This is a genomic window from Mucilaginibacter myungsuensis (assembly GCF_015222005.1).
Taxonomy (GTDB): domain Bacteria; phylum Bacteroidota; class Bacteroidia; order Sphingobacteriales; family Sphingobacteriaceae; genus Mucilaginibacter; species Mucilaginibacter myungsuensis.
In genome coordinates, this window is sequence record NZ_JADFFL010000002.1 from 14,612 (window position 1) to 36,646 (window position 22,035).

General features: G+C 48.6%; 14 protein-coding genes and 1 riboswitch. Of the genes, 12 read left to right on the top strand and 2 right to left on the bottom strand.

Going from position 1 to position 22,035, the window contains the following annotated elements:
* The first annotated feature begins 1 nt into the window (after position 1).
* Positions 2-1,030 carry a UDP-glucose 4-epimerase GalE gene (gene galE / locus IRJ16_RS03890; protein WP_194110225.1) on the top strand — a complete coding sequence of 343 codons (1,029 nt, stop codon included), beginning with the start codon at positions 2-4 and terminating at the stop codon, positions 1,028-1,030.
* Positions 1,031-1,056: 26 nt separating this feature from the next.
* On the top strand, positions 1,057-1,803 hold the full coding sequence (locus IRJ16_RS03895; protein ID WP_194110897.1) for a tyrosine-protein phosphatase: 747 nt from the start codon (positions 1,057-1,059) through the stop codon (positions 1,801-1,803).
* Positions 1,804-1,973: 170 nt separating this feature from the next.
* On the opposite strand, the gene IRJ16_RS03900 is transcribed toward IRJ16_RS03895, so the two are convergent.
* Complete coding sequence (locus tag IRJ16_RS03900) at positions 1,974-3,215, bottom strand: ABC transporter permease (RefSeq protein WP_194110226.1); 1,242 nt, start codon at positions 3,213-3,215, stop codon at positions 1,974-1,976.
* A gap of 149 nt (positions 3,216-3,364) precedes the next feature.
* On the opposite strand from IRJ16_RS03900, the gene IRJ16_RS03905 reads away from it, so the two are divergent.
* Positions 3,365-4,099, top strand: coding sequence for a TlpA disulfide reductase family protein (locus IRJ16_RS03905; protein ID WP_194110227.1), 735 nt, complete (start codon positions 3,365-3,367; stop codon positions 4,097-4,099).
* A gap of 24 nt (positions 4,100-4,123) precedes the next feature.
* Here the strand turns inward: IRJ16_RS03905 and IRJ16_RS03910 are convergent, their stop codons facing one another.
* Positions 4,124-5,017: an EamA family transporter gene (locus IRJ16_RS03910; protein WP_194110228.1), complete on the bottom strand. Its 894-nt coding sequence runs from the start codon at positions 5,015-5,017 to the stop codon at positions 4,124-4,126.
* Positions 5,018-5,212: 195 nt separating this feature from the next.
* Between IRJ16_RS03910 and IRJ16_RS03915 the strand changes: the two genes are divergently transcribed.
* The 9 genes from IRJ16_RS03915 (at position 5,213) to IRJ16_RS03955 (ending at position 22,022) form a co-directional block, all read left to right on the top strand.
* Positions 5,213-6,124, top strand: coding sequence for an ROK family protein (locus IRJ16_RS03915; protein WP_194110229.1), 912 nt, complete (start codon positions 5,213-5,215; stop codon positions 6,122-6,124).
* Between the two features lie 61 nt (positions 6,125-6,185).
* Complete coding sequence (locus IRJ16_RS03920) at positions 6,186-10,046, top strand: MBG domain-containing protein (RefSeq protein WP_194110230.1); 3,861 nt, start codon at positions 6,186-6,188, stop codon at positions 10,044-10,046.
* A gap of 137 nt (positions 10,047-10,183) precedes the next feature.
* Entirely contained in the window at positions 10,184-11,143 is a 960-nt protein-coding gene (locus IRJ16_RS03925; RefSeq protein ID WP_194110231.1) for an acetyl-CoA carboxylase carboxyltransferase subunit alpha, read from the top strand.
* Between the two features lie 136 nt (positions 11,144-11,279).
* Positions 11,280-11,732, top strand: coding sequence for a 3-oxoacyl-ACP synthase (locus IRJ16_RS03930; RefSeq protein ID WP_194110232.1), 453 nt, complete (start codon positions 11,280-11,282; stop codon positions 11,730-11,732).
* Between the two features lie 193 nt (positions 11,733-11,925).
* A riboswitch (SAM riboswitch) is annotated at positions 11,926-12,034 on the top strand.
* Between the two features lie 128 nt (positions 12,035-12,162).
* Complete coding sequence (gene metH / locus IRJ16_RS03935) at positions 12,163-15,873, top strand: methionine synthase (RefSeq protein ID WP_194110233.1); 3,711 nt, start codon at positions 12,163-12,165, stop codon at positions 15,871-15,873.
* A gap of 144 nt (positions 15,874-16,017) precedes the next feature.
* Complete coding sequence (metF, locus tag IRJ16_RS03940; protein ID WP_194110234.1) at positions 16,018-16,974, top strand: methylenetetrahydrofolate reductase [NAD(P)H]; 957 nt, start codon at positions 16,018-16,020, stop codon at positions 16,972-16,974.
* 170 nt (positions 16,975-17,144) lie between these two features.
* Positions 17,145-18,128 carry a pyruvate dehydrogenase complex E1 component subunit beta gene (locus tag IRJ16_RS03945; protein WP_194110235.1) on the top strand — a complete coding sequence of 328 codons (984 nt, stop codon included), beginning with the start codon at positions 17,145-17,147 and terminating at the stop codon, positions 18,126-18,128.
* 364 nt (positions 18,129-18,492) lie between these two features.
* Positions 18,493-20,115, top strand: a complete 1,623-nt coding sequence (locus IRJ16_RS03950) for an NADP-dependent glyceraldehyde-3-phosphate dehydrogenase (protein WP_194110236.1) — start codon at positions 18,493-18,495, stop codon at positions 20,113-20,115.
* 236 nt (positions 20,116-20,351) lie between these two features.
* The gene (locus tag IRJ16_RS03955) at positions 20,352-22,022 is read left to right on the top strand and encodes a sodium/sugar symporter (RefSeq protein ID WP_194110237.1); all 1,671 of its coding nucleotides are present in this window, start codon (positions 20,352-20,354) and stop codon (positions 22,020-22,022) included.
* Positions 22,023-22,035 lie beyond the last annotated feature (13 nt).

Sequence of the window (22,035 nt, forward strand, 5' to 3'; positions counted from 1 at the left end):
CATGCCCAAAATATTAGTTACCGGCGGGTTGGGGTTTATAGGCTCGCACACAGTTGTTGAATTGGTTAACGCCGGTTACGAGCCGGTGATCGTTGATGACCTGTCTAATTCACAGGCTGCTATCCTTGATCAGCTGACCAAGATCATCGGTTACAAAGTGCCTTTTTATAAACTGGACCTGACCATTGAGGCCGACGTGCAAAAGTTAGCATTAGCCGAGCCGGATCTATCGGGCATCATCCATTTTGCTGCATTTAAAGCAGTGGGCGAATCGGTAGGTGTGCCTTTAAAATATTATCGAAATAACTTTTACTCGCTGATAAACCTGTTAGAGGCTTATTACGCCAAGCCGGTAAACTTTGTATTTTCATCGAGCTGTACGGTTTACGGCCAGCCGGATGAGTTGCCGGTAACCGAAGATGCGCCGGTAAAGCCTGCCCAGTCACCTTACGGTAACACTAAGCAGGTTGCCGAAGAGATACTGAAAGATATGATCGTATCGGGCGGGAGCAAATACAAAGTGATCGCCCTGCGCTATTTTAACCCGGTAGGCGCGCATGATAGCGCCCTGATCGGCGAATTGCCTATTGGTGTACCGCAAAGCTTAGTGCCTTTTGTAACACAATCGGCCATAGGCAAACGTGGCCCGATCACGGTACATGGTAGCGATTATAACACCCCTGATGGCAGCTGCCTGCGCGATTATATCCACGTTGTAGATCTGGCCAAAGCACACGTATCGGCCCTGGCCTTGATGGAGAAAGATAGCTTTACCGGTTACGATATGTTTAACCTGGGTACTGGCAAAGCCACCTCGGTTTTAGAGGTGATCAACGCCTTTGAGCAGTCGACGGGTGTGAAATTGAATTACAGTATTGGCCCGCGCCGCCCCGGCGACGTAGAAAAAGTTTGGGGCGATGTGACCAAATCTGCCGAAGGCTTAGGCTGGACCGCCGAATTGGGTATCGATACTATGATGTCATCGGCCTGGGCCTGGGAGAAGTATATTGCCCAAAACCCATTGATCTGATAGGGTAAGGAATAAAGTTGAGAGAGATGTTTGGGTTCTTTAAGAAAAAGCCTAAGATAAAAAAAGAGGCTACGTACGATTATAGCGATCTGATGGTAGACATGCACTCGCATGTATTGCCGGGGATAGATGATGGCGCGCAAACGGTGGAAGAATCTATCTATCTGATCAAAAAGATGATGGATCTTGGTATAAAAAAAGTGATCGCCACGCCGCATGTGATGGTCGATATGTACAGGAATACGCCTGATATCATCAATGATGCATTGGCGCGCTTACAGCAAGCCCTGAAACAAGAAGGTATAGCTATCCCGGTAGAGGCGGCCGCCGAGCACATGTTCGATGAAGGCTTTGAGGAAAAAATAGATAACGGGCAACTGATGGTGATGAAGACCGGGCACGTGCTGTTCGAGTTTTCTTTCATCCAAAAGCCGTATAACCTTATCCCGGTCATTCAAAAACTGGTAGATAAAGGTTATAAACCTATACTGGCCCATCCCGAGAGATATCCGTACCTGACCTTGGACGAATTGAAGAACATCCGTAGCTGGGGCTGCGATCTGCAACTGAACACCATATCGCTCACTGGCTATTATGGCGGACCGACCAAACAGATAGCCGAGCAACTGGTAGATGAGCAAATGATCGATTTTTTATCGAGCGATATGCACCATCCACGCCACGCCTCAGCATTAAAGCAAGCCCTGCTGATGCCTTACCTGGATAAGCTGATGGCCGATGATTATCCGCTTAAAAATAAGATGCTTTATTGAGTCCGGAAGTCGGGAAGTCAGAAAGTCCGGAAAATAGAAGCATTAACAAATGTCTAAACACAAAAGAGGATCATGTAAAATATGATCCTCTTTTGCGTTGTAATATATTTTGGACTTTCCTTACTATCCTAATACTTTCGGACTTCCGGACCTCCTATCCTTCGGACTTTCTACTCATACCTCAAGGCTTCCACCGGATCCAATCCGGCCGCTTTTTTGGCGGGGTAATAACCCGATGCAAGGCCAATGCCGCTACACAGTACAATGGCCGAGAACAACCAGATCCATGGTATTATAAAAGACCCTGAAATGTTCACGGCTATGAGGTTGCCTACGGCCATACCAAGGATAATACCCCCTGCGCAGCCGATCAAACAGATCACTACGGCCTCTATCAAAAACTGCCTGCGGATGATGGATGGTGTAGCGCCTATGGCTTTACGCACACCTATCTCGCGCGTACGTTCTGTTACCGATACCAGCATGATATTCATCAAACCAATAGCCGCGCCTAACAGGGTAATAATACCGATGCCAAAACCGGCTGCCGATATACCGTTCAACTGGGTTGATAGTTGCTGTTGAATGGAGTCGCTTCGGGTGATCTCGAACGTGTCGGACTGGCCAACCCGTATACCACGTATGTTACGGAAGATAGCGGTAGCTTCGCCCTGTGCGGCCAGCTGTTCGCCGGGCGTGGCCGACATTACCGTAATGGTGTAAGTAGGATTTGGATTGGTGGTGATCTGCTTGGCCCTGAACAGCGGTATAACGCACTGTCTGTCACCCCCGAAAGAACCGCTGGATCCCTTGGTGGCAAAAAGGCCGATCACCTTAAATTTATTGGCCCCCAGGAGTATGATCTTATTGATCGGGTCGGCACTTTTAAATAGTTTACTCCGTATCTCTTCGCCAATGATCACCACGTTAGATCCATGCTCCAATTCGGCGGCCGAAAAGTTGCGGCCCGCTGCCAGGTTATAGCCCCCGGTAAGCATGTAGTTATCATCGGCACCCAGGATAGAGATGTTGGGGTTGGTTTTAACATCGCCATATTTCACCGTAGCCAAAAACGAGGCATAGGTATTTACCGACACAGTGGCCGGCAACTTAAATCGCTTTTTAAATTGCTGTGCTTGTGCATAGGTGATAGATGCATAAACTTTACGCTGACCGCCGCCGCCAAAACGGATACCTGTACCCCGGTTACGGATGGTGAACGAGTTAGCCCCCATGCTCGAGAATATATCATTAGTTTTTTGGCGGATGCCTTCTATCGCGGTCAGGATGCCTACCAGGGCGGTTACCCCAATGGCAATAATAAGCGCGGTAAGCGCGGTACGCAAACGGTTACCACCGATGGATTGCAGGGCAATGGATACGTTCTCGCCAAAAGTTGTTTTTACCGCCATATATTGTTAAAGATACTAAACTTGGCGGTTAGACGGCGCATGGGTATACTTTGTTACAGGCGGCAGATATCTTTATTAACAAGTATGTAGCTGTAATAACATTTGCTTATGTTAGCCGTATAAAAGCAAAAAAAGCATCCCTAAATTTTATGCAATTTAAAAATACCCTATTTGCCCTTGCATTACTGATCACCGTATCGGTAGCATCAGCACAAACCCCTACCGGTCCGCGCAGGATCATGGCCGACGAAAACTCGTTAGTGACCGATTCATCTGGCATGAAATACCCGGCCCTTGTGTGGCAAAAACTGGTAACCAGCGGCGACTATTGGCTGCGCCCCATAGATCCCAATGCCGAGAAACCACAATTTATACTGCAAAAAATTACCGAAGCGCAAAAAGCGGCGCGATATGCCAAGTCGCCACGGCCTGCCGACAGTAAGTTCTTTGCGAATGGTGGCGTCTTTAAGACCTTTAGTTTTAAGGACCTGAACGGCCAAAAGATCCAAACCAAAGACTGGGCCGGCAAAACGGTGGTGGTCAACTTTTGGTTCATTGGTTGCCCGCCATGCCGCGCTGAGATACCCGACCTTAACAAACTGGCCCTTAAATATAAAGATAACCCTAATGTGCTATTTGTTGCCGTAGCGCTTGATCAGGGCTGGGAGGTAAAAGATTTTATAAAAGAGAACCCTTTAGCTTACCATCTGGTTGGCGACGGCCGCTACACGGCAGGTATGTATGAGGTTACCGCCTACCCAACCAATGTGGTGATAGATAAACAAGGTAAAGTGATGCTGCATTACTCGGGAGGTTACCCGCAAGGCCCATATTGGATGGATAAGATGATCCAACAAAGCGAGGCGGCTACCGCCGCGCAATAATGGTTATCGTGTCTCCACAAAAAGCTACGCCGCCTTCCGGTACTTATTCAGATTGATCAGCAGGACGCTCAATAAGATCACACCTAAGCCGGCTATTTGCAGGGTGCTGATGTGTTCGTTAGCGAAGGCTACACCTAATATTACGGCTATCACCGGGTTAACATAGGCATAGGTGCTCACCTGAGTAGCAGGGCGTACCTGCAGCAACCATACGTAGGCGCTGTAGGCCGCTATGGATCCCATCAAAATAAGGTACAGGATAGATAACCAGCTGGCTGTAGGTACGGCGGCCCAATCGGTACGTTCCCATTCGCCGGTGATGAAGATACCGGGCACGAAAGCCAAACCACCGATCAGCATTTGCCAGGCCGTATTCACCGTAGCAGATGCACCGGTAGGGTGCGCCTTAGCATATAACGAACCACCCGCCCATGACATAGAGCCGATGATGAGCAATGCCAAACCAATTATCGTACGGCTATCTATCTGATCCAAAGAACCGATCAGTTGTTGCCCAAAAAGTAGCAATACGCCCATGAAACCCACTATTAAGCCAATAATGGTAGACCGGTCGCTGAAATTTTCCTTCCAATGTGGTTTATCCAACAGCACGAACCAGATCGGCGCGGCCGATACCGTGATGGCTACTACCGCGCTCGGCATAAATTGCTCTACCCAGATCACAATGCCATTACCTACCGATAGCAGCATAATGCCGGTAATAGCGGCCATCTTGATAGCCTGTACCGACCATATCTTTTCTTTGCGGATAACACACCACAACATCATGATGGTGCCCGATGCCAGGAAACGCATACTGCCCAGCAAGAACGGGTGCAAACCCACCAGCGCCTTTTGGATAAAGAAATAAGTAGACCCCCATACCACATAAACCGTAGCAAAAGCTACTGCGATCATGAGTACCGAAGGTGGTGTGTTTTTAGACATAGATGACAGAGGGGGGGGTATCAGCATCAAAGATAGGAAAGTTACTTTACCCATGCCCTTACCTTAACAACGCTAAAATAAAATGACAAAAAGCGTAAAAAACACGAAAAAACGTGCATAAAACATCAAAAAACCATCAATTTTGATGCTTTTTTTGTTTTTGAAATGGATACCATAACTTTACACCCGATGCTTAACGATACACTATCCCCGGCTACCGATCTTGTGCTTGGTGTTTACATCAGCGGATACCACATTACCGCGCTGGTGGTTAACTTGGCCGATGGTTCGGTCGTGCGCCCCTCTGCCCGCCGCGAGTCTATCAACTCGTGGGGTACGGCCGACGAGATCATTGATGCTTGTAGCACCGTGATCGGCGATGTATTGCAAGCCAACCCGGGCATCACCCGGATAGGTATAGCCATGCCGGGCCCGTTCGATTATGAGCAGGGTATCGCCTATATTAAGAACAACAAAAAACACGGCGCGCTTTACGGCCTGAATGTGAAGCAATTACTGGCAGACAAACTGGGTATCGCCACAACAGATATCCGCATGATCAATGATGCGGCAGCCTTTTTAGAGGGCGAGGTATTTGCCGGTGTAGCTAAAGGCCACCAACGGGTGATCGGGTTGATCTTGGGTACCGGTCTTGGCAGCGCCAAGCTGGCCAACGGTGTAGCCGAAGATGCCGAACTTTGGGAATCGCCATTTTTGGATGGCATAGCCGAGGATTACCTGTCCGAGCGCTGGTTCCAGAAACGTTACTACGCCCTATCGCGCATTAATGTGGTGGATGTTAAGGAGCTGGCAAAATTCTACAAAAAGTCTAACACGGTAAAGAACGTGTTTAAGGAGTTCGCTAACAACCTGGCGCTGTTCACTGCCAATTTTGTGCGCGCTAACGACCCCGAAATGATCGTGCTGAGTGGCGACACCGCCGTAAAAGCATCCGATTATTTCCTACCTGCATTTAAGACCCAACTGGCTAAACTGGATATCGAAATACCGGTATCCGTATCCGAACTGAATAGCGATGCTGTGCTTATTGGCGCGGCAACCTGCTGGTTAAAATAGTTAAAAACCGTAATTGCTTAATATGTAAAGGTTTTTTCGATACCTTTAGGTCTGCCTTTTCATGATGAGAAAGACCGTCATAATATTTTGCCTGCTGTTCGCTACTATATTTGTGGCCAGGGCGCAGGTCATTAATCTGATGTCGCCGGCAGGATTGACCTTTACCGGTACTTATGGCACGGCATCAAATACCCGCACCTTCAGCATATCAGGCTCGGCATTGCAGGCCGGAATTTTGGTTACCCCGCCGCCTGGTTACCAGGTCAGCTTAAACAATATCGCTTATTCAAACACCATTACTGTAGGTGCAGCCGGCGAGGTAGATGTTACCAATATTTTTATCCGCCTGCCTGCTACCGCTAACGCCGGCGACTACGTTGGTGATGTTGTGCTGACCAGCCCCGGCGCACTGACCGTTAGCGGGCCATCGCTCAGCGGCACGGTGAACCCTTTTGTCCTTAACTTGTTCATAACGATCAGAAAGCCCTACGGCTACGAGTTTCCGCCCGGGGTTTACGACTACACGGAACTCGAATTTAGGGAATGGAATGGGCTGCTAAAAAACGGCAATAAGGTCAATTCCATCGATATATCGATCACTGCCGGCAATAGCAGGTTTGATAAAGCCGGCCCTTATCCCGGTTCGGTGGTCATTAAAGACTTTACCGGCCGGGATGGTTACCTGCCCGGCAACTACATCGTTAATTTCAGGACCGGCGATAATACTATTTACGCGGCCGATCTGATGATCACGGCGAATAACGTCACCAAAAACTTTGGTACCGATCTGTCTAATGTGCCAAATTCTACCCAATACACGGTTTTAGGCTTACAGAACGGCGAGACCATTGGCACTGTCGACATCGCTTATTTGGCAGGTGCGGCAGCTGCTGCGCCACCGGGGAGGTATCAGGGGGCGGTAGAGGCATCTAATGTTAAAGGTGGTAACATCGACAGAAACAATTATAACCTGTTATATATCAAAGGTGATCTTACGGTACTATCCACTACCCCCGAGATCACCGCTACCACTACACCGGTGGTCATCATCGCCTGCGAGGGGACACCGTCATCGGGCGCGGGTATACAACAGGTCACCGTATCAGGTAAAAATATCGCTACCGGCATTACGGCCGCGGCCCCAACCAATTTTGAGGTCGGGCTGAGCGTTAATGGCCCATTCAGTACCGCTGTGCTTATCCCTGCCGCGGCCGGCGTGGTGACCAACGCCACTGTTTATGTGCGCACGGCTGCCAGCGCTCCGGCTGGTTTAAGAACAGGGTTTGTTGTGCTGTCATCAAGCGGGGCACAAAACCAATTTGCCGAGGTAAGCGGCACCATCAATATGTCACCTACGGTAGACAGGATCTCGGCGCAGACCTATCGTAACGGGCAGGTCACCACGCCCATTGCGCTTAGCGGCAGCGGCAATATCTTTAACTGGACCAATAGCAACACAGCCATTGGCCTTGGCGCAAGCGGCGTGGGCGTTATCCCGGCCTTTTCTGCCATCAACCGCGGTACATCAACGGTAACGGCTACCATTACAGTAACGCCAAGATCTTTACCACTGCTGCAAGTGCTTACGCAGGGCAGCAACGCGGTCACATCTTTTAACACGATAGATGGTAAACAGGAGGCTGTGATAAGTATATCCCCCAACATTACTTCGATAGCTATCAGTCCCGATAGTAAACGTATATACGGCGTACAGCGCAGTGCTACCGGCAACCTGTATGGGTATAAAGTTGCTAATGGAGTGTTAGAGAGTTCAATTACATCAGGCGCTGCGAGTGGAAAAATGGTCATTAGTCCCGATGGTAACAAGGCCTTTGTCCCCGTTTCTTCGGCTTCGACATCATATTTACATGCCATTAATACAGGCTACACCCCATTTACGGGCGATAACTACATCGAGCTCAGCTCTCCCTGTGTTGGCACGGCCATTACCCCCGATGGTAAAAGCGTGTACGTGCTTAGTAACCTGCCGGATGCGGTCACGGCTATCAATACCAATAACTATGCTGATAAAAAGAGCGTGACAGGTAGTTTGGCGACATTTATACAACATGCCGTTACCAGTACCGATGGTTCTAAACTATTTGTGGCCGGGACAGGTGTATCGATCATAAATACGGCTACCAATGCGGTCATTCGCAATATTGCTACGGGCATAACCGCCGGCGATATTGCCGTAAGTGCCGATGGCAATACATTGTATGTAAGCCAACCATCGGCAGACAGATTACTCATCTTTGACGTTAACACGGGGAACCTGCTTACACAGATCGCGGTTGGTAAAAGACCTACAGCCCTGGCCTTATCGGCAGATGGCACACGTTTGTACGTAGCCAACAGTGGCGAAACATCGGTATCCGAGATAGATGTAGCGGCGCGATCAGTGATCAAGGCTATCCAAACCGGTACCGCGCCATTACAATTGGGCCTGGTAGGCGGCACAAGCTGCCCCGGCGTGCCCGAGCAATTCACTATCACGGTTGGCCCTACGTCAAGATTCGATCTGGTAAGTGGGCCATCAGCGTTAGAGACCGAATTCGGCACCAATTCGGCAGTGAGCAATTTTGTAGTGTCGGGTATTAACCTAACACAGCCGGTAACCATTACTGCTCCCCCGGGATTTTCCATTAACGTTAACGGCATAGGATTTTCGGGTCAACAGACGTTCCCTGCCGGGTGGTTCGCCAATAACAGCAACAACACCCTGTCCATCAGCATCCGGTTAAATGCCAATACCGACGCGGGGCCACATAGCGGTAATATTGTTTTAACCACATCTGCCGCCGACCCGTTGAATATCCCCATGCCTGTTAGTACCGTGCGCCCGGCGCCGCTTACACTGGTCGCCAATGAATATCTTAAGCCGTATGGCGAGAGCTTGCTGACACCTGTTTTAAGAAGCCAGGGTTTAACTATCACCGCAGGGGGATTAAAGAACGGCAACACCATCATCACTGCCACTTATAATTACGGCTCGGGCCGCAATGCTAATGACGACGCAGGCAGATATGCCAACAGTATAACCGTGGGCACCATAAACGGTGAATACGGATTTAAAGAAAGCAATTACGCCATCACCCGGCCAATACTGGGCGATATTGTGATCACCAAAGCCCCGTTGATCATTAAGGCCAACAACATCGAGAAAACTTATGGCGATGTGCTTACCAACGGCGCGCAGAATAGTGGCATTACCGTTACGGGCTTAAAAGGACAGGATAGGGCAGGCATAGCCACCATCAGCTTTGGGGAAGGCGCTGCGGCGACCGCAGCGGTTAAAGAGTATCCCGGATCTGTTACTATTACAGGCGTAACAGGCGGTACTTTTAAACCCACCAACTACGAGTTTAACGGCTACGGCACAGGCGATATCATTGTAAAAAAAGCGCAGCTGACCATCACGCCCGACAACGCCACCCGTATGACAGGACAGGAGAACCCATCTTTTACAGCGGATATTAAAGGCTTTGTGAATGGCGAGGATGCATCGGTACTTACCCGGCAACCGGTGATCACCACTACAGCCAGCCGCACATCGGTGCCGGGTACGTACCCCATAACGGCCACCAACGCCGATGCTGCCAACTATACCATGGTTTACACTCCCGGTACGTTGACCATAACCCTGGCCCCGGTGATCAATTTGGTGATACCCAACACTATCACCCCTAACGGCGACGGCATTAACGATACCTGGGTGATCGGCAATATGTTCGCTTATCCCAAGGCTACCATTAATGTCTACAACCGCCTCGGTCACCCGGTATTTACCTCTATCGGCTACACTACCCCTTGGGATGGCAAATACAAAGGCCAGAACCTAAACGCGGGGGTATATTATTACGTGATACAGACCGGGCTGGCGGACAAACCCCTATCGGGCAGTATCACGCTGATCAGGTAAAGGGTAGCCAGACCTGATTTACCGTACGCCATACCATTTTGTTAATAATACCATTAGATTTATGTAATTTAGCGGCCGGTTTGTCCGATATATCGCGCTGTACATGGCGATAGGATGAGACCAAATTTTAAGATCATATGAAAATTAGTTTCGATTTTGAAAAACCGCTTGCCGATCTGCAATCGCAGATAGATAAGGTAAAGCAGGCACAGGATAAAACACAGGTGGACATGTCGGCCACGCTGGCCGAGATGAATGAGAAGTTCGACGTCGCCAAAAAAGAGGTTTACAGTAACCTTAACGGGTGGCAAAGGGTGCAGATATCGCGCCACCCCGAGCGCCCTTACACGCTGCAATACCTGGAGCTGATGTGCGACGATTTTATCGAGATGCATGGCGACCGTACCGTGGGCGATGATAAAGCCATTGTAGGCGGTTTTGGCTCGTTGAACGGCCAAACTGTTATGTTCATCGGTCACCAAAAGGGTCGAAACACTAAGGAGCGCCAATACCGCAATTTTGGTATGGCTAATCCCGAAGGTTACCGCAAAGCCCTGCGCCTGATGAAACTGGCCGAGAAATTTAACAAACCGGTAGTTACCCTGATCGATACCCCGGGCGCATTCCCAGGCCTTGAAGCCGAAGAACGCGGACAAGGCGAAGCGATCGCCCGTAACCTGCTGGAGATGTCGATACTGAAAGTGCCTGTGATCTGCGTGATCATTGGCGAAGGTGCATCGGGTGGTGCATTGGGTATCGGTATCGGTGATAAAGTGATGATGCTGGAGAACTCGTGGTATTCAGTTATCTCTCCCGAAAATTGTTCCACCATCCTTTGGAAGACCTGGGATTACAAAGAGCGTGCTGCCGAGGCATTAAAACTATCATCGACCGAGATGTTGAAGAACGGCCTGATCGACGGTGTTATCAAAGAACCACTGGGCGGCGCCCACCAAGATCCGGTGATCATGGCATCAGTGTTGAAAAAACAGTTACTGAAAGACCTGAAAGCCCTTGGCGAGATCGAAATAAACGCACTGGTTAACCAGCGCATCGAAAAATTCAGCTCGATGGGTGTGGTGAACGAGAACGAATAGGTTTTACACCCTGATATTGAAGAGCTGCTGTGTAAACGGCAGCTCTTTTTGTTTGAACCTGATCGCCCCCTTGCGAACGGGAGACACGAGGTATCGTGTCTCTACAAAAAAGATCCCCATATTTGTCATCCGCTATATGAGCCAACTAAAAGAACAACTGCACCAGCTATGCACCCAATTTGTGCAGGAACGTATGGATAATGCCCGCCAGGCCATCTTATCGGCCGAGCAAAGTGCTGCCCAGGATACCAAAAGCAGCGCCGGCGATAAGTACGAGACCGGCCGCGAAATGCTGCAACAAGAAAAAGACCGCGGCATGGCCCAGTTGACCGAAGCCAATAAGTTGCTCATCGCCCTTAACCGTGTAAGTACAGCCGGTACATCAACTAAAATTGAAGAAGGCAGCGTAGTGCGGACCAACAATGGTAATTTCTACATCGCCATCAGTGCCGGGGTGATCAAACTGGGTGACGAAAGTTTCTTTGCCATATCGGCGGCATCGCCTATTGGCGCTAAAATGCAGGGCTGCAAAGCGGGCGATGAGTTTGTGATGAACGGGAAAGGTTATATGGTGACGGAGGTTGTCTGAGCCGCTGAGAGCCATTAATCGAAATTTTCCGAACTTTGTAGATTATTAAAGAATATTCTTTAATAATAAAATAAAGTTTGTATATTTGTATTGACCTTCGATAAGTTTGACCTCTTCGGTCTTCCCGTCTTTTCTGACTTTCGGATCACTTTAACACATTTGCAATTTACAGCCCTATTGTGCAACTTTGCACTGCTTATTGAGAAAGACGGAGGGATACGACCCTACGATGTCTTAGCAACCTGTGCTTACAAGGTGCTACATTCTACCCTAACCCCTTAAGGTTGTGGGAAAGATAAGCGAAGGTCATGCTAACACCCGACTTTTCGATAAGCCGCTTTTAAGTCTGAAGTTTTAAGTCTAAAGTCGTAAGGCATTGCTTTCGTACTTATTACTTAAGACTTCGTACTTAAGACTTATGACTCAACAAATGGACATTAGACAAGAATTAGAGAAACGCATCCTGGTGATCGACGGGGCGATGGGTACCATGATCCAACGGTACGACCTGACGGAAGAGGACTTTCGCGGGGAGCGCTTTAAGGACCATAAGTCGGATCTTAAAGGCAATAACGACCTTTTGAATTTGACGCGCCCGGATGTGATCAAAGCTATACATAAAGAATACTTGGATGCCGGTGCCGACATCATTGAGACCAATACCTTCAGCACGCAGGTGATATCGCTGGCCGATTATCACATGGAAGAATTAGCTTACGAAATGAGCTATGAGGGTGCCCGGATAGCCCGCGAGGTGGTGGATGAGTACAATCTGCTTACCCCAGAAAAACCCCGCTTTGTGGCCGGTGCCGTTGGCCCAACTAACCGTACGGCTTCTTTGTCGCCAGACGTTAACGACCCCGGTTACCGTGCCGTCAACTTTGATATTTTGGCCGATGCCTATTACGATCAGATCCGCGGATTGGTGGACGGCGGATCTGATGTGCTGCTGATCGAGACCATTTTTGATACCCTGAACGCCAAGGCGGCCCTGTTTGCCGCCAAACGTTACGAGGACGAGTTACGCCATAAGAACCCCGGCTACAAAGGTTTGCCGCTGATGATATCGGGAACGATAACCGATGCATCGGGACGTACCTTGTCCGGGCAAACTGTGGAGGCTTTTTGGGATTCAGTACAGCATGCTAACCTGCTTTCGGTAGGATTGAACTGTGCTTTGGGTGCTAAAGAGATGCGCCCCCACTTAGAGGAGTTAGCTATCAAGGCCGATGTTTACGTATCGGCTTATCCAAATGCCGGTCTGCCTAACGAGTTCGGTCAGTATGATGAGACCCCGCATGAGACCGCCCACCTGGTGGAGGATTTTATGGAGAACAACATGCTGAACATTATTGGCGGTTGTTGTGGTACTACGCCGGATCATATCCGCAGCATCGCCCAAAAAGCGGCTAAACATGCGCCACGCAGGCGGCCGACCGTTGAGCCATTTATGCGCTTAAGCGGTTTGGAAGCCGTGACCGTTACCCCCGAGACCAATTTTGTGAACGTGGGCGAGCGGACCAATATCACCGGGTCACCAAAATTCAGCAAGCTGATCTTGGCCGAAGATTATGAAGGTGCGCTTACGGTTGCCCGTCAACAAGTGGAAGGTGGTGCACAGGTGATAGACGTGAACATGGACGAGGGTATGATCGACTCGGAAGCGGCCATGACCAAGTTCCTTAACCTGTTAGCATCAGAGCCGGATATCGCAAGATTGCCGGTGATGGTGGATTCATCCAAATGGACAGTTATCGAAGCGGGCTTGAAATGTTTGCAAGGCAAAGGCATCGTGAACTCCATCTCCCTAAAAGAGGGCGAAGAGAAATTTAAAGAATACGCCCGCAAAATATTAAGCTACGGCGCAGCTACAGTGGTGATGGCATTTGATGAGCAAGGTCAGGCCGATAACTTTGAGCGCCGTATAGAGATATGCAAGCGCAGCTATGATATATTGGTTGATGAGGTAGGTTTCCCGCCGCAGGATATCATTTTTGACCCCAACATCCTGACCGTCGCGACCGGTCTGGAAGAACACAATAACTACGCCGTTGATTTTATCAATGCTACCCGCTGGATCAAAGAGAACCTGCCGCACGCCAAGGTGAGCGGTGGTGTGAGTAATATCTCGTTCTCTTTTCGCGGTAATAACCGTGTGCGCGAGGCTATGCACTCGGCATTTTTGTACCACGCCATCAAGGCCGGTATGGATATGGGCATCGTGAACGCCGGTATGTTGGAAGTTTACCAGGAGATCCCGAAAGAACTGCTGGAACTGGTAGAGGATGTATTGCTCAACCGTCGCGACGACGCAACCGAGCGTTTGGTGGCCTATGCCGATACCATTAAAGGAGGTGCCGGTAAAGAGATCGTCCGCAATGAGGAGTGGCGTAAAGGCACTGTTCAGGAACGCTTATCGCATGCTCTGGTAAAAGGTATTATCGAATATCTGGATGACGATGTTGAAGAGGCCCGCCAGGCTTACAGCAAACCCTTAGAGGTGATCGAAGGCCCGCTAATGGATGGCATGAACATCGTCGGCGACCTGTTCGGCGCGGGTAAGATGTTTTTACCGCAGGTGGTAAAATCGGCAAGGGTAATGAAGAAAGCTGTGGCTTATCTGTTGCCATTTATCGAATTGGAAAAACAACGGGTGATCGATGCAGGCGAGGATAGCAGTGGCAGCCGTGCCAATGCCGGTAAGATATTAATGGCGACCGTTAAGGGCGATGTGCACGATATCGGCAAGAACATCGTCGGCGTGGTATTGGCCTGTAATAACTTTGAGGTGGTAGACCTTGGGGTGATGGTGCCTGCGCAACGCATTATCGAAGAAGCTAAAAAACAGCAGGTAGATATTATTGGTCTAAGCGGATTGATCACCCCATCGCTGGATGAGATGGTCCACTTTGCCAAAGAGATGGAGCGCGAAGGTTTCACCATTCCGTTGATCGTGGGCGGGGCGACAACCTCACGCATCCACGCGGCGGTGAAGATATCGCCTAATTACTCGGGCGCGGCTATCCACGTGCTTGATGCATCGCGCAGCGTAACCGTTTGCAGCAGCCTGATGAACCGCGAGACCAGCGGTGCCTACATCCAGGGCATTAAAGACGAATACGCCAAGGCCCGCGAAGCGCACTTAAATAAAAAGTCGGACAAGAGATTTAAGACCATCGAGGAAGCCCGTGCCGATAAATTCCAGATCAGCCTGGATGGCAACGTAGCGCAAAAGCCGACGTTCACCGGCACTAAGGTGATCGAGAATTATCCTTTAGAGGACCTGGTGCCTTATATCGATTGGACACCGTTCTTCCATACCTGGGAGTTGAGGGGCAGTTATCCTAAAATATTTGCCGACAAATTTGTGGGTGATGAAGCTAAGAAGTTATACGATGATGCCCAGGTGTTATTGAAACGCATCGTCGACAACAAATTACTGACCGCCAACGGCGTGGTCGGTTTTTGGCCGGCCAATTCGGTTGGTGATGATATCGAATTATATACCGACGAAAGTCGTACAGAAGTATTATCGACCATATTTACCCTTCGCCAACAAGGCGAGAAAGTAAAGGGCGAACCATATTATGCGCTGTCAGATTTCGTAGCACCAAAAGAAAGCGGTGTTCCAGATTATTTCGGTGGATTTGCCGTAACCACCGGCATCGGCTGCGATGAGTTAGTTGCCGAATTTGAAGCCGACCACGACGATTATAACAGCATTATGGCCAAAGCCTTAGCCGACCGTTTAGCGGAAGCCTTTGCCGAGAAAATGCACGAGTTGGTCCGCAAAGACTACTGGGGCTACAGTAAAGACGAGCAATTGGATACCGTAGAGCTGATCAAAGAACAATATCAAGGCATCCGCCCGGCACCGGGTTACCCTGCCTGTCCGGATCACACGGAAAAGACGACGTTATTTGAACTGCTAAAAGCCGAAGACAACGCCCAAATGCACCTGACCGAAAGCTTGGCTATGATGCCTGCCGCGTCAGTAAGTGGTTTTTACTTCGCTCACCCGCAAGCCCGTTATTTTGGTTTAGGTAAGATCAGTAAGGATCAGGTGGAGGATTATGCTAAACGTAAAGCTCTTCCTTTGGAAGAGGTAGAACGTTGGTTAGGGCCAAACTTAAATTACTAAATGTAAACATGCACGTCATTGCGAGGAACGAAGCAATCTCTACACCCAAAGGTCGGATAAGCAGGTCCGCTCTGCTGTCTTAGAGATTGCTTCGTTCCTCGCAATGACGTTGTGAAATAGAACGCAGCTACTCGATACTAAACAATGAAAATCACTGAACATATCGCTAACGCCAACGGCAAAACATTATTCTCTTTTGAGTTGATACCGCCTTTAAAGGGGCAGAGCATCAAGGGTATATATGATGCCATTGATCCGCTGATGGAATTTAACCCGCCTTTTATTGATGTGACCACCTTGCGCGAGGACTACATTTATAAAGAGCACGAGAACGGCCTGCTGGAGAAACTGAGCTACCGCAAACGCCCGGGCACCATTGCTATTTGCGCGGCTATTATGAATAAGTATAAGGTAGATACCGTTCCGCATTTGTTGTGCGGCGGGTTTACTAAAGACGAGACCGAAAATGGCTTGTTCGATCTGCAGTTCTTAGGCATCGAGAACGTACTGGTGTTACGTGGTGATGCACGCCGTGGTGATGCATCGTTCATCCCTACCCCGGGTGGACACGCTTATGCTACCGACCTGCTGAAACAGGTAACCGATATGAACAAAGGCGTTTACCTGCATGAGTATAATGAAGAGAACCTGAAAACGGATTTCTGTGCAGGTGTGGCCGGTTATCCTGAGAAACACTTTGAGGCTCCGAACATGAAGACCGATTTCCAATACCTGAAACAAAAGGTAGATATGGGCGCAGGTTTCATTGTAACGCAAATGTTCTTCGATAACCAAAAGTATTACGACTTTGTGAACAGCTGCCGCGCTAACGGCATCAACGTACCGATCATTCCGGGATTAAAACCTTTGGCCAATACGAAGCAACTGATCGGCTTGGCCAAAACCTTCCACATTGATATGCCCGAAGATCTGGTAGACGCGGTGAACGCCTGCAAAAACGAGAAAGAGGTGAAAGAAGTAGGCATCGAATGGACCATCAATCAGTGTAAAGAACTGATGAAATTTGGCGCGCCGGTGCTACATTTTTATACCATGAGTAACGCCGGGCCAACGAAGAGGATAGCATCGGCGATATTTTAATTGGGATGTGAAAGAATAAAGGGAAAGGCGAAAGGTTTCCCGTTCCGGCCAAAATTTATTTAAAAGCTGACGTATTGGACATCTTAACGTAACAATTACACTTTAGGGCACTTGCACATCAATATCCATTACTTATATTTGCGCTGCAAAAATTCTTTATTTCAGATATAATGAGAGAAATACAATTCAGGGAAGCGCTTCGTGAAGCAATGAACGAAGAGATGCGCAAGGACGAAAATATTTACCTGATGGGCGAAGAGGTTGCCGAGTACAACGGTGCCTATAAAGTTAGTCAGGGTATGTTGGACGAGTTTGGCGCTAAACGCGTTATCGACACACCTATATCTGAATTAGGTTTTGCCGGTATCGGTATCGGTTCGGCCATGAACGGGTTGAAACCTATCGTTGAGTTCATGACCTTTAACTTCTCGCTGGTCGCTATCGACCAGATCATCAATGGCGCTGCCAAAATGATGAGCATGAGCGGTGGTCAGTTCTCAGTACCTATCGTGTTCCGTGGTCCTACCGGTAACGCGGGTATGCTAAGCTCTCAGCACAGTCAGTGCTTTGAGAACTGGTATGCTAACTGCCCGGGCTTAAAAGTGGTTGTTCCATCTAACCCTTACGATGCTAAAGGTTTGATGAAATCATCTATCCTTGATCCGGATCCGGTTATCTTCATGGAGTCAGAATTAATGTATGGCGATAAAGGCGAAGTGCCTGAAGAGCCTTACTATATAGAGCTTGGTAAAGCAAAAGTAACCAAAGAAGGTACTGATGTAACTTTAGTAGGTTTCGGTAAGATCATGAAAGTGGTTAACGCTGCTGCCGCTGAGTTAGAAAAAGAAGGCATCAGCGCCGAGGTTATCGACCTGCGTACCGTACGCCCTATCGATTACCCTACTATCATCGAGTCGGTTAAAAAGACCAACCGTTTGGTGTGTGTGGAGGAAAGCTGGCCGTTAGGTTCTATCGTGACCGAGATCGCTTTTAAAGTACAAAAAGATGCTTTCGATTACTTAGATGCTCCTATCATCCGTATCACCGGTGGCGACGTACCATTGCCGTACGCTCCAACCCTGATCCAGGAGTACCTGCCGAACGCCGACCGCGTTGTTAAAGCGGTTAAGGACGTAATGTACGTAGAGAAATAGTCTGAATCGCTGATCTCAATGATCTAATTGATTTCGCTGACATAAGTAACGCCCTGATCCATTTTGGATCGGGGCGTTTTTGTGACCGCTGAATTGGTTTGGTGGTTTATGATTTCGCTGATGCCGCTGATATTTTCCGTAGAGACACGATACCTCGTGTCTCGCGTTTGCAAGGTTCGTTCGCTAACTGATCCGGATCGGTCAGATGTTGATAAGCATTAATTTATCATTTGCATTTAAAATTCATTATTTGATAATTAAATGCTGATCTGGCGGATAGTTTATCTCCTGCAAAATGTCGTCCTTTGAGTATAGGCCAATATAGCATCGGCCTAAATACATCACTCTAAAACACATTACAATTATGAATTTCCATGATCAGCTACGCGAGCTGTTCGTTGCGGAGGACCAGATACCGGAGCAATACCGGATAGAAGAGGTCCACCAGCGCGAATACCTGAGCAATGGCGAATTAAAAAAATGGGACGGTGAGGTGAGCGAGGTCTACTCGCCCATTATGATGCCTACCACCGAGGGTTTAAAACGCAAACTGATCGGTACCTATCCCATCGGTACCGAAAAGGAAGCCAACGAGGCTTTAGAAGCAGCACTTGCCGCATACAACAACGGTCGCGGAGAGTGGCCTACCATGAGTTTGGACGGCCGCATTAAATGCATGGAGCAGTTCGTTTACAAAATGAGCGAGCAGCGCGATGTGGTAGTTAAGCTATTGATGTGGGAGATCGGTAAATCCCTGGCCGATTCGACCAAGGAGTTTGACCGTACCGTTGAGTATATCACAGCGACCATCGATGCGCTGAAAGATATCGACCGCCAGTCATCCCGTTTTGAGATAGCCGAAGGTGTGGTAGCGCAAAGTCGCCGTTCGCCGCTGGGTGTGGTGCTTTGCATGGGGCCGTTCAACTATCCACTGAACGAGACCTTCACCACGTTGATCCCGGCAATCATCATGGGCAATACCTTATTATTTAAACCACCTAAGCATGGTACACTTTTGCATTACCCGCTGTTGGCCGCTTTTAGAGATTCGTTCCCTAAGGGCGTGGTGAACGTGGTTTACGGTCGTGGCGCTAATGTTACCCCGGGACTAATGCGTACGGGCAAGATCAATGTACTGGCCTTTATCGGATCAAGCAAGGTTGCTAACGATCTGAAGAAAAGTCACCCCAAACTGAACCGCCTGCGCGCGGTATTGAGTTTGGATGCTAAGAATGCCGCCATCGTTACCAAACATGCTGACCTGAAACTGGCGGTAAGCGAGTGCATCCTGGGCGCGCTCTCTTTCAACGGGCAACGTTGTACTGCTATCAAGCTCATCTTTGTGCACAAAGAGGTGGCAGACGAGTTCAACACGCTGCTAGGTGAGGCCATATCCAAACTACAACCCGGCATGCCGTGGACAAAAGGCGTAAACCTAACCCCGGTGACCGAGCCCGGCAAACCGGCTTATCTGAAAGAGTGCATCGACGATGCAATCGCTAACGGAGCCAAAGTGATCAACGAGCATGGCGGTACCAATGCAGAGTCGTTCTTTTTCCCGGCGGTGGTGTATCCGGTCAACGAGAAGATGAAGTTATACCGCGAAGAGCAATTTGGCCCGGTGATCCCGGTCATCCCATTTGAATCGATAGAGGAACCGATCCAATACCAGATAGATTCGCCGCATGGTATGCAGGTCAGTATCTTTAGTACAGATGCAAAAGAGATATCATCGCTGATCGATCCGTTCGTAAACCTGGTAAGCCGTGTTAACATCAACGCGCAATGTCAACGTGGGCCGGATGTGTTTCCGTTCACGGGGCGTAAGGATAGCGCCGAGGGTACTTTGTCTGTTCACGACGCGTTGAGGGCGTTCTCGATACGCTCGTTGGTAGCTACTAAATTGAACGATGTGAATAAGGCGATCATTAACGAGATAGTGAACGATGGCGACTCAAATTTCCTGAGCACCAAGTACATCTTGTAACAATGTTATGCAAGCATAAAGCTAAAACGAAGAGCGGCCCAAAAGCCGCTCTTTTTTGTTGATAACTGTTTTTTTGACAGGTTTTTTATTGTGTAATTATCACACTAAGTAGATTTGTAAAATTTAAAATATACTTACCAATAAAGGTCCAAAAAGTTTGTTTGCCGAACAAATAATACTATTATTGTTGTTCGGTCCTGTTATAAAACCTGAATATAGATCTGAATTTTTAGAAAATGAGAACACTTACTCCCGGCGACTGGCTGGTATTCCTTGTCTACTTCGTCATTGTTGCCGCTTATGGCTGGTGGGTTTACAAACGTAAGCACGATGCCGACGCCACATCAAAAGATTATTTCCTGGCCGAAGGCTCCTTGACCTGGTGGGCTATCGGTGCTTCCCTTATCGCATCAAACATATCGGCCGAGCAATTTGTGGCCATGAGCGGTAACGGTTTCACCATGGGTTTGGCTATTTCCACCTATGAGTGGATGGCTGCCGCCACCCTTATCATCGTAGCCGTATTTTTTATGCCGGTGTACTTGAAGAATAAGATCTTCACCATGCCCCAATTCTTGCATCAGCGTTATAACAGCACTGTGGCTATGATCATGGCTGTGTTTTGGTTGCTGTTGTACGTGATCGTTAATTTAACTTCCATCGTTTACCTGGGTGCTGTCGCCATCAACGGTATATCGGGCATCAACTTTGGTTTGTGTTTGGTCTTGTTGGCTGTATTCGCTATAATCATCACCTTGGGTGGTATGAAGGTGATCGGTTATACCGATGTTATCCAGGTGTTCTTTTTGATCTTGGGTGGTTTAGTAACTACCTACATTGCGGTAAGTAAAGTAGCTGAGCATTATCAGCAAGAGGGTATTGTGAATGGCTTGACCATTATGTACCAACAGGCTAATGATCACTTCCACATGATCCTAAAACCGGACAATAAAAGTTATGCCGACCTTCCGGGCCTGAGCGTACTGATCGGTGGTATGTGGATCGTTAACCTTAACTATTGGGGCTGTAACCAATACATCACCCAACGTGCTTTAGGTGCCGACCTTAAAACAGCCCGTGGGGGTATCCTGTTCGCGGCATTTTTGAAATTGTTAATGCCGGTGATCGTAGTATTACCGGGTATAGCTGCTTACATCCTTTACAGGGATGGCGTATTTGACGCGGTAAACACAGCAAGCATTGCCGATAATCATGATAACGCATATCCTGTCTTATTGAACCTGCTGCCTGCGGGTATCAAAGGTCTGTCATTCGCCGCTTTAACCGCCGCGGTTGTGGCATCTTTAGCCGGTAAGGCTAATAGTATCGCTACGATCTTTACTTTAGATATCTACAAAAAAGCCATTAAGCCAGATGCTACCGATAAGGAGTTGGTATCAGTAGGTAAAATAGCCGTGGTAGTTGCTATGGTGTTGGGTGTTATCTTATGTAATTTCTTAGGTATCGATAAAAAAGGCGGTTTCCAATTTATCCAAGAGTACACAGGCTTTGTATCTCCGGGTATCTTTGCCATGTTCATCCTGGGCTTCTTCTGGAAAAAAGCTTCTTCTAACGCGGCCTTGTTCGCAACTATCGGTGGTTTCATCTTCTCGGTGTTCTTCAAATTCCTGCCTAAGTTCATGGACCTGTCGTTCCTGTCAAGCAGCGGCTTCTCGGTACCAAATGCTGATGGCGTTTACGAGATCCCGTTCATCGATCGTATGCTGTTCGTATTTATACTAAGCGTAGCGGGCATGTATGTGATCAGTATGATAGATCACGCCAAAGGCAAAAAGACCAATGGTTTGGAAGTGGATTCGTCAATGTTCAAAACCAATACCGGCTTCACTGTTGGTGCATTGATCGTTTGCGGCATCCTGACTGCACTTTATACTATCTTCTGGTAAGAAGATAACTGAA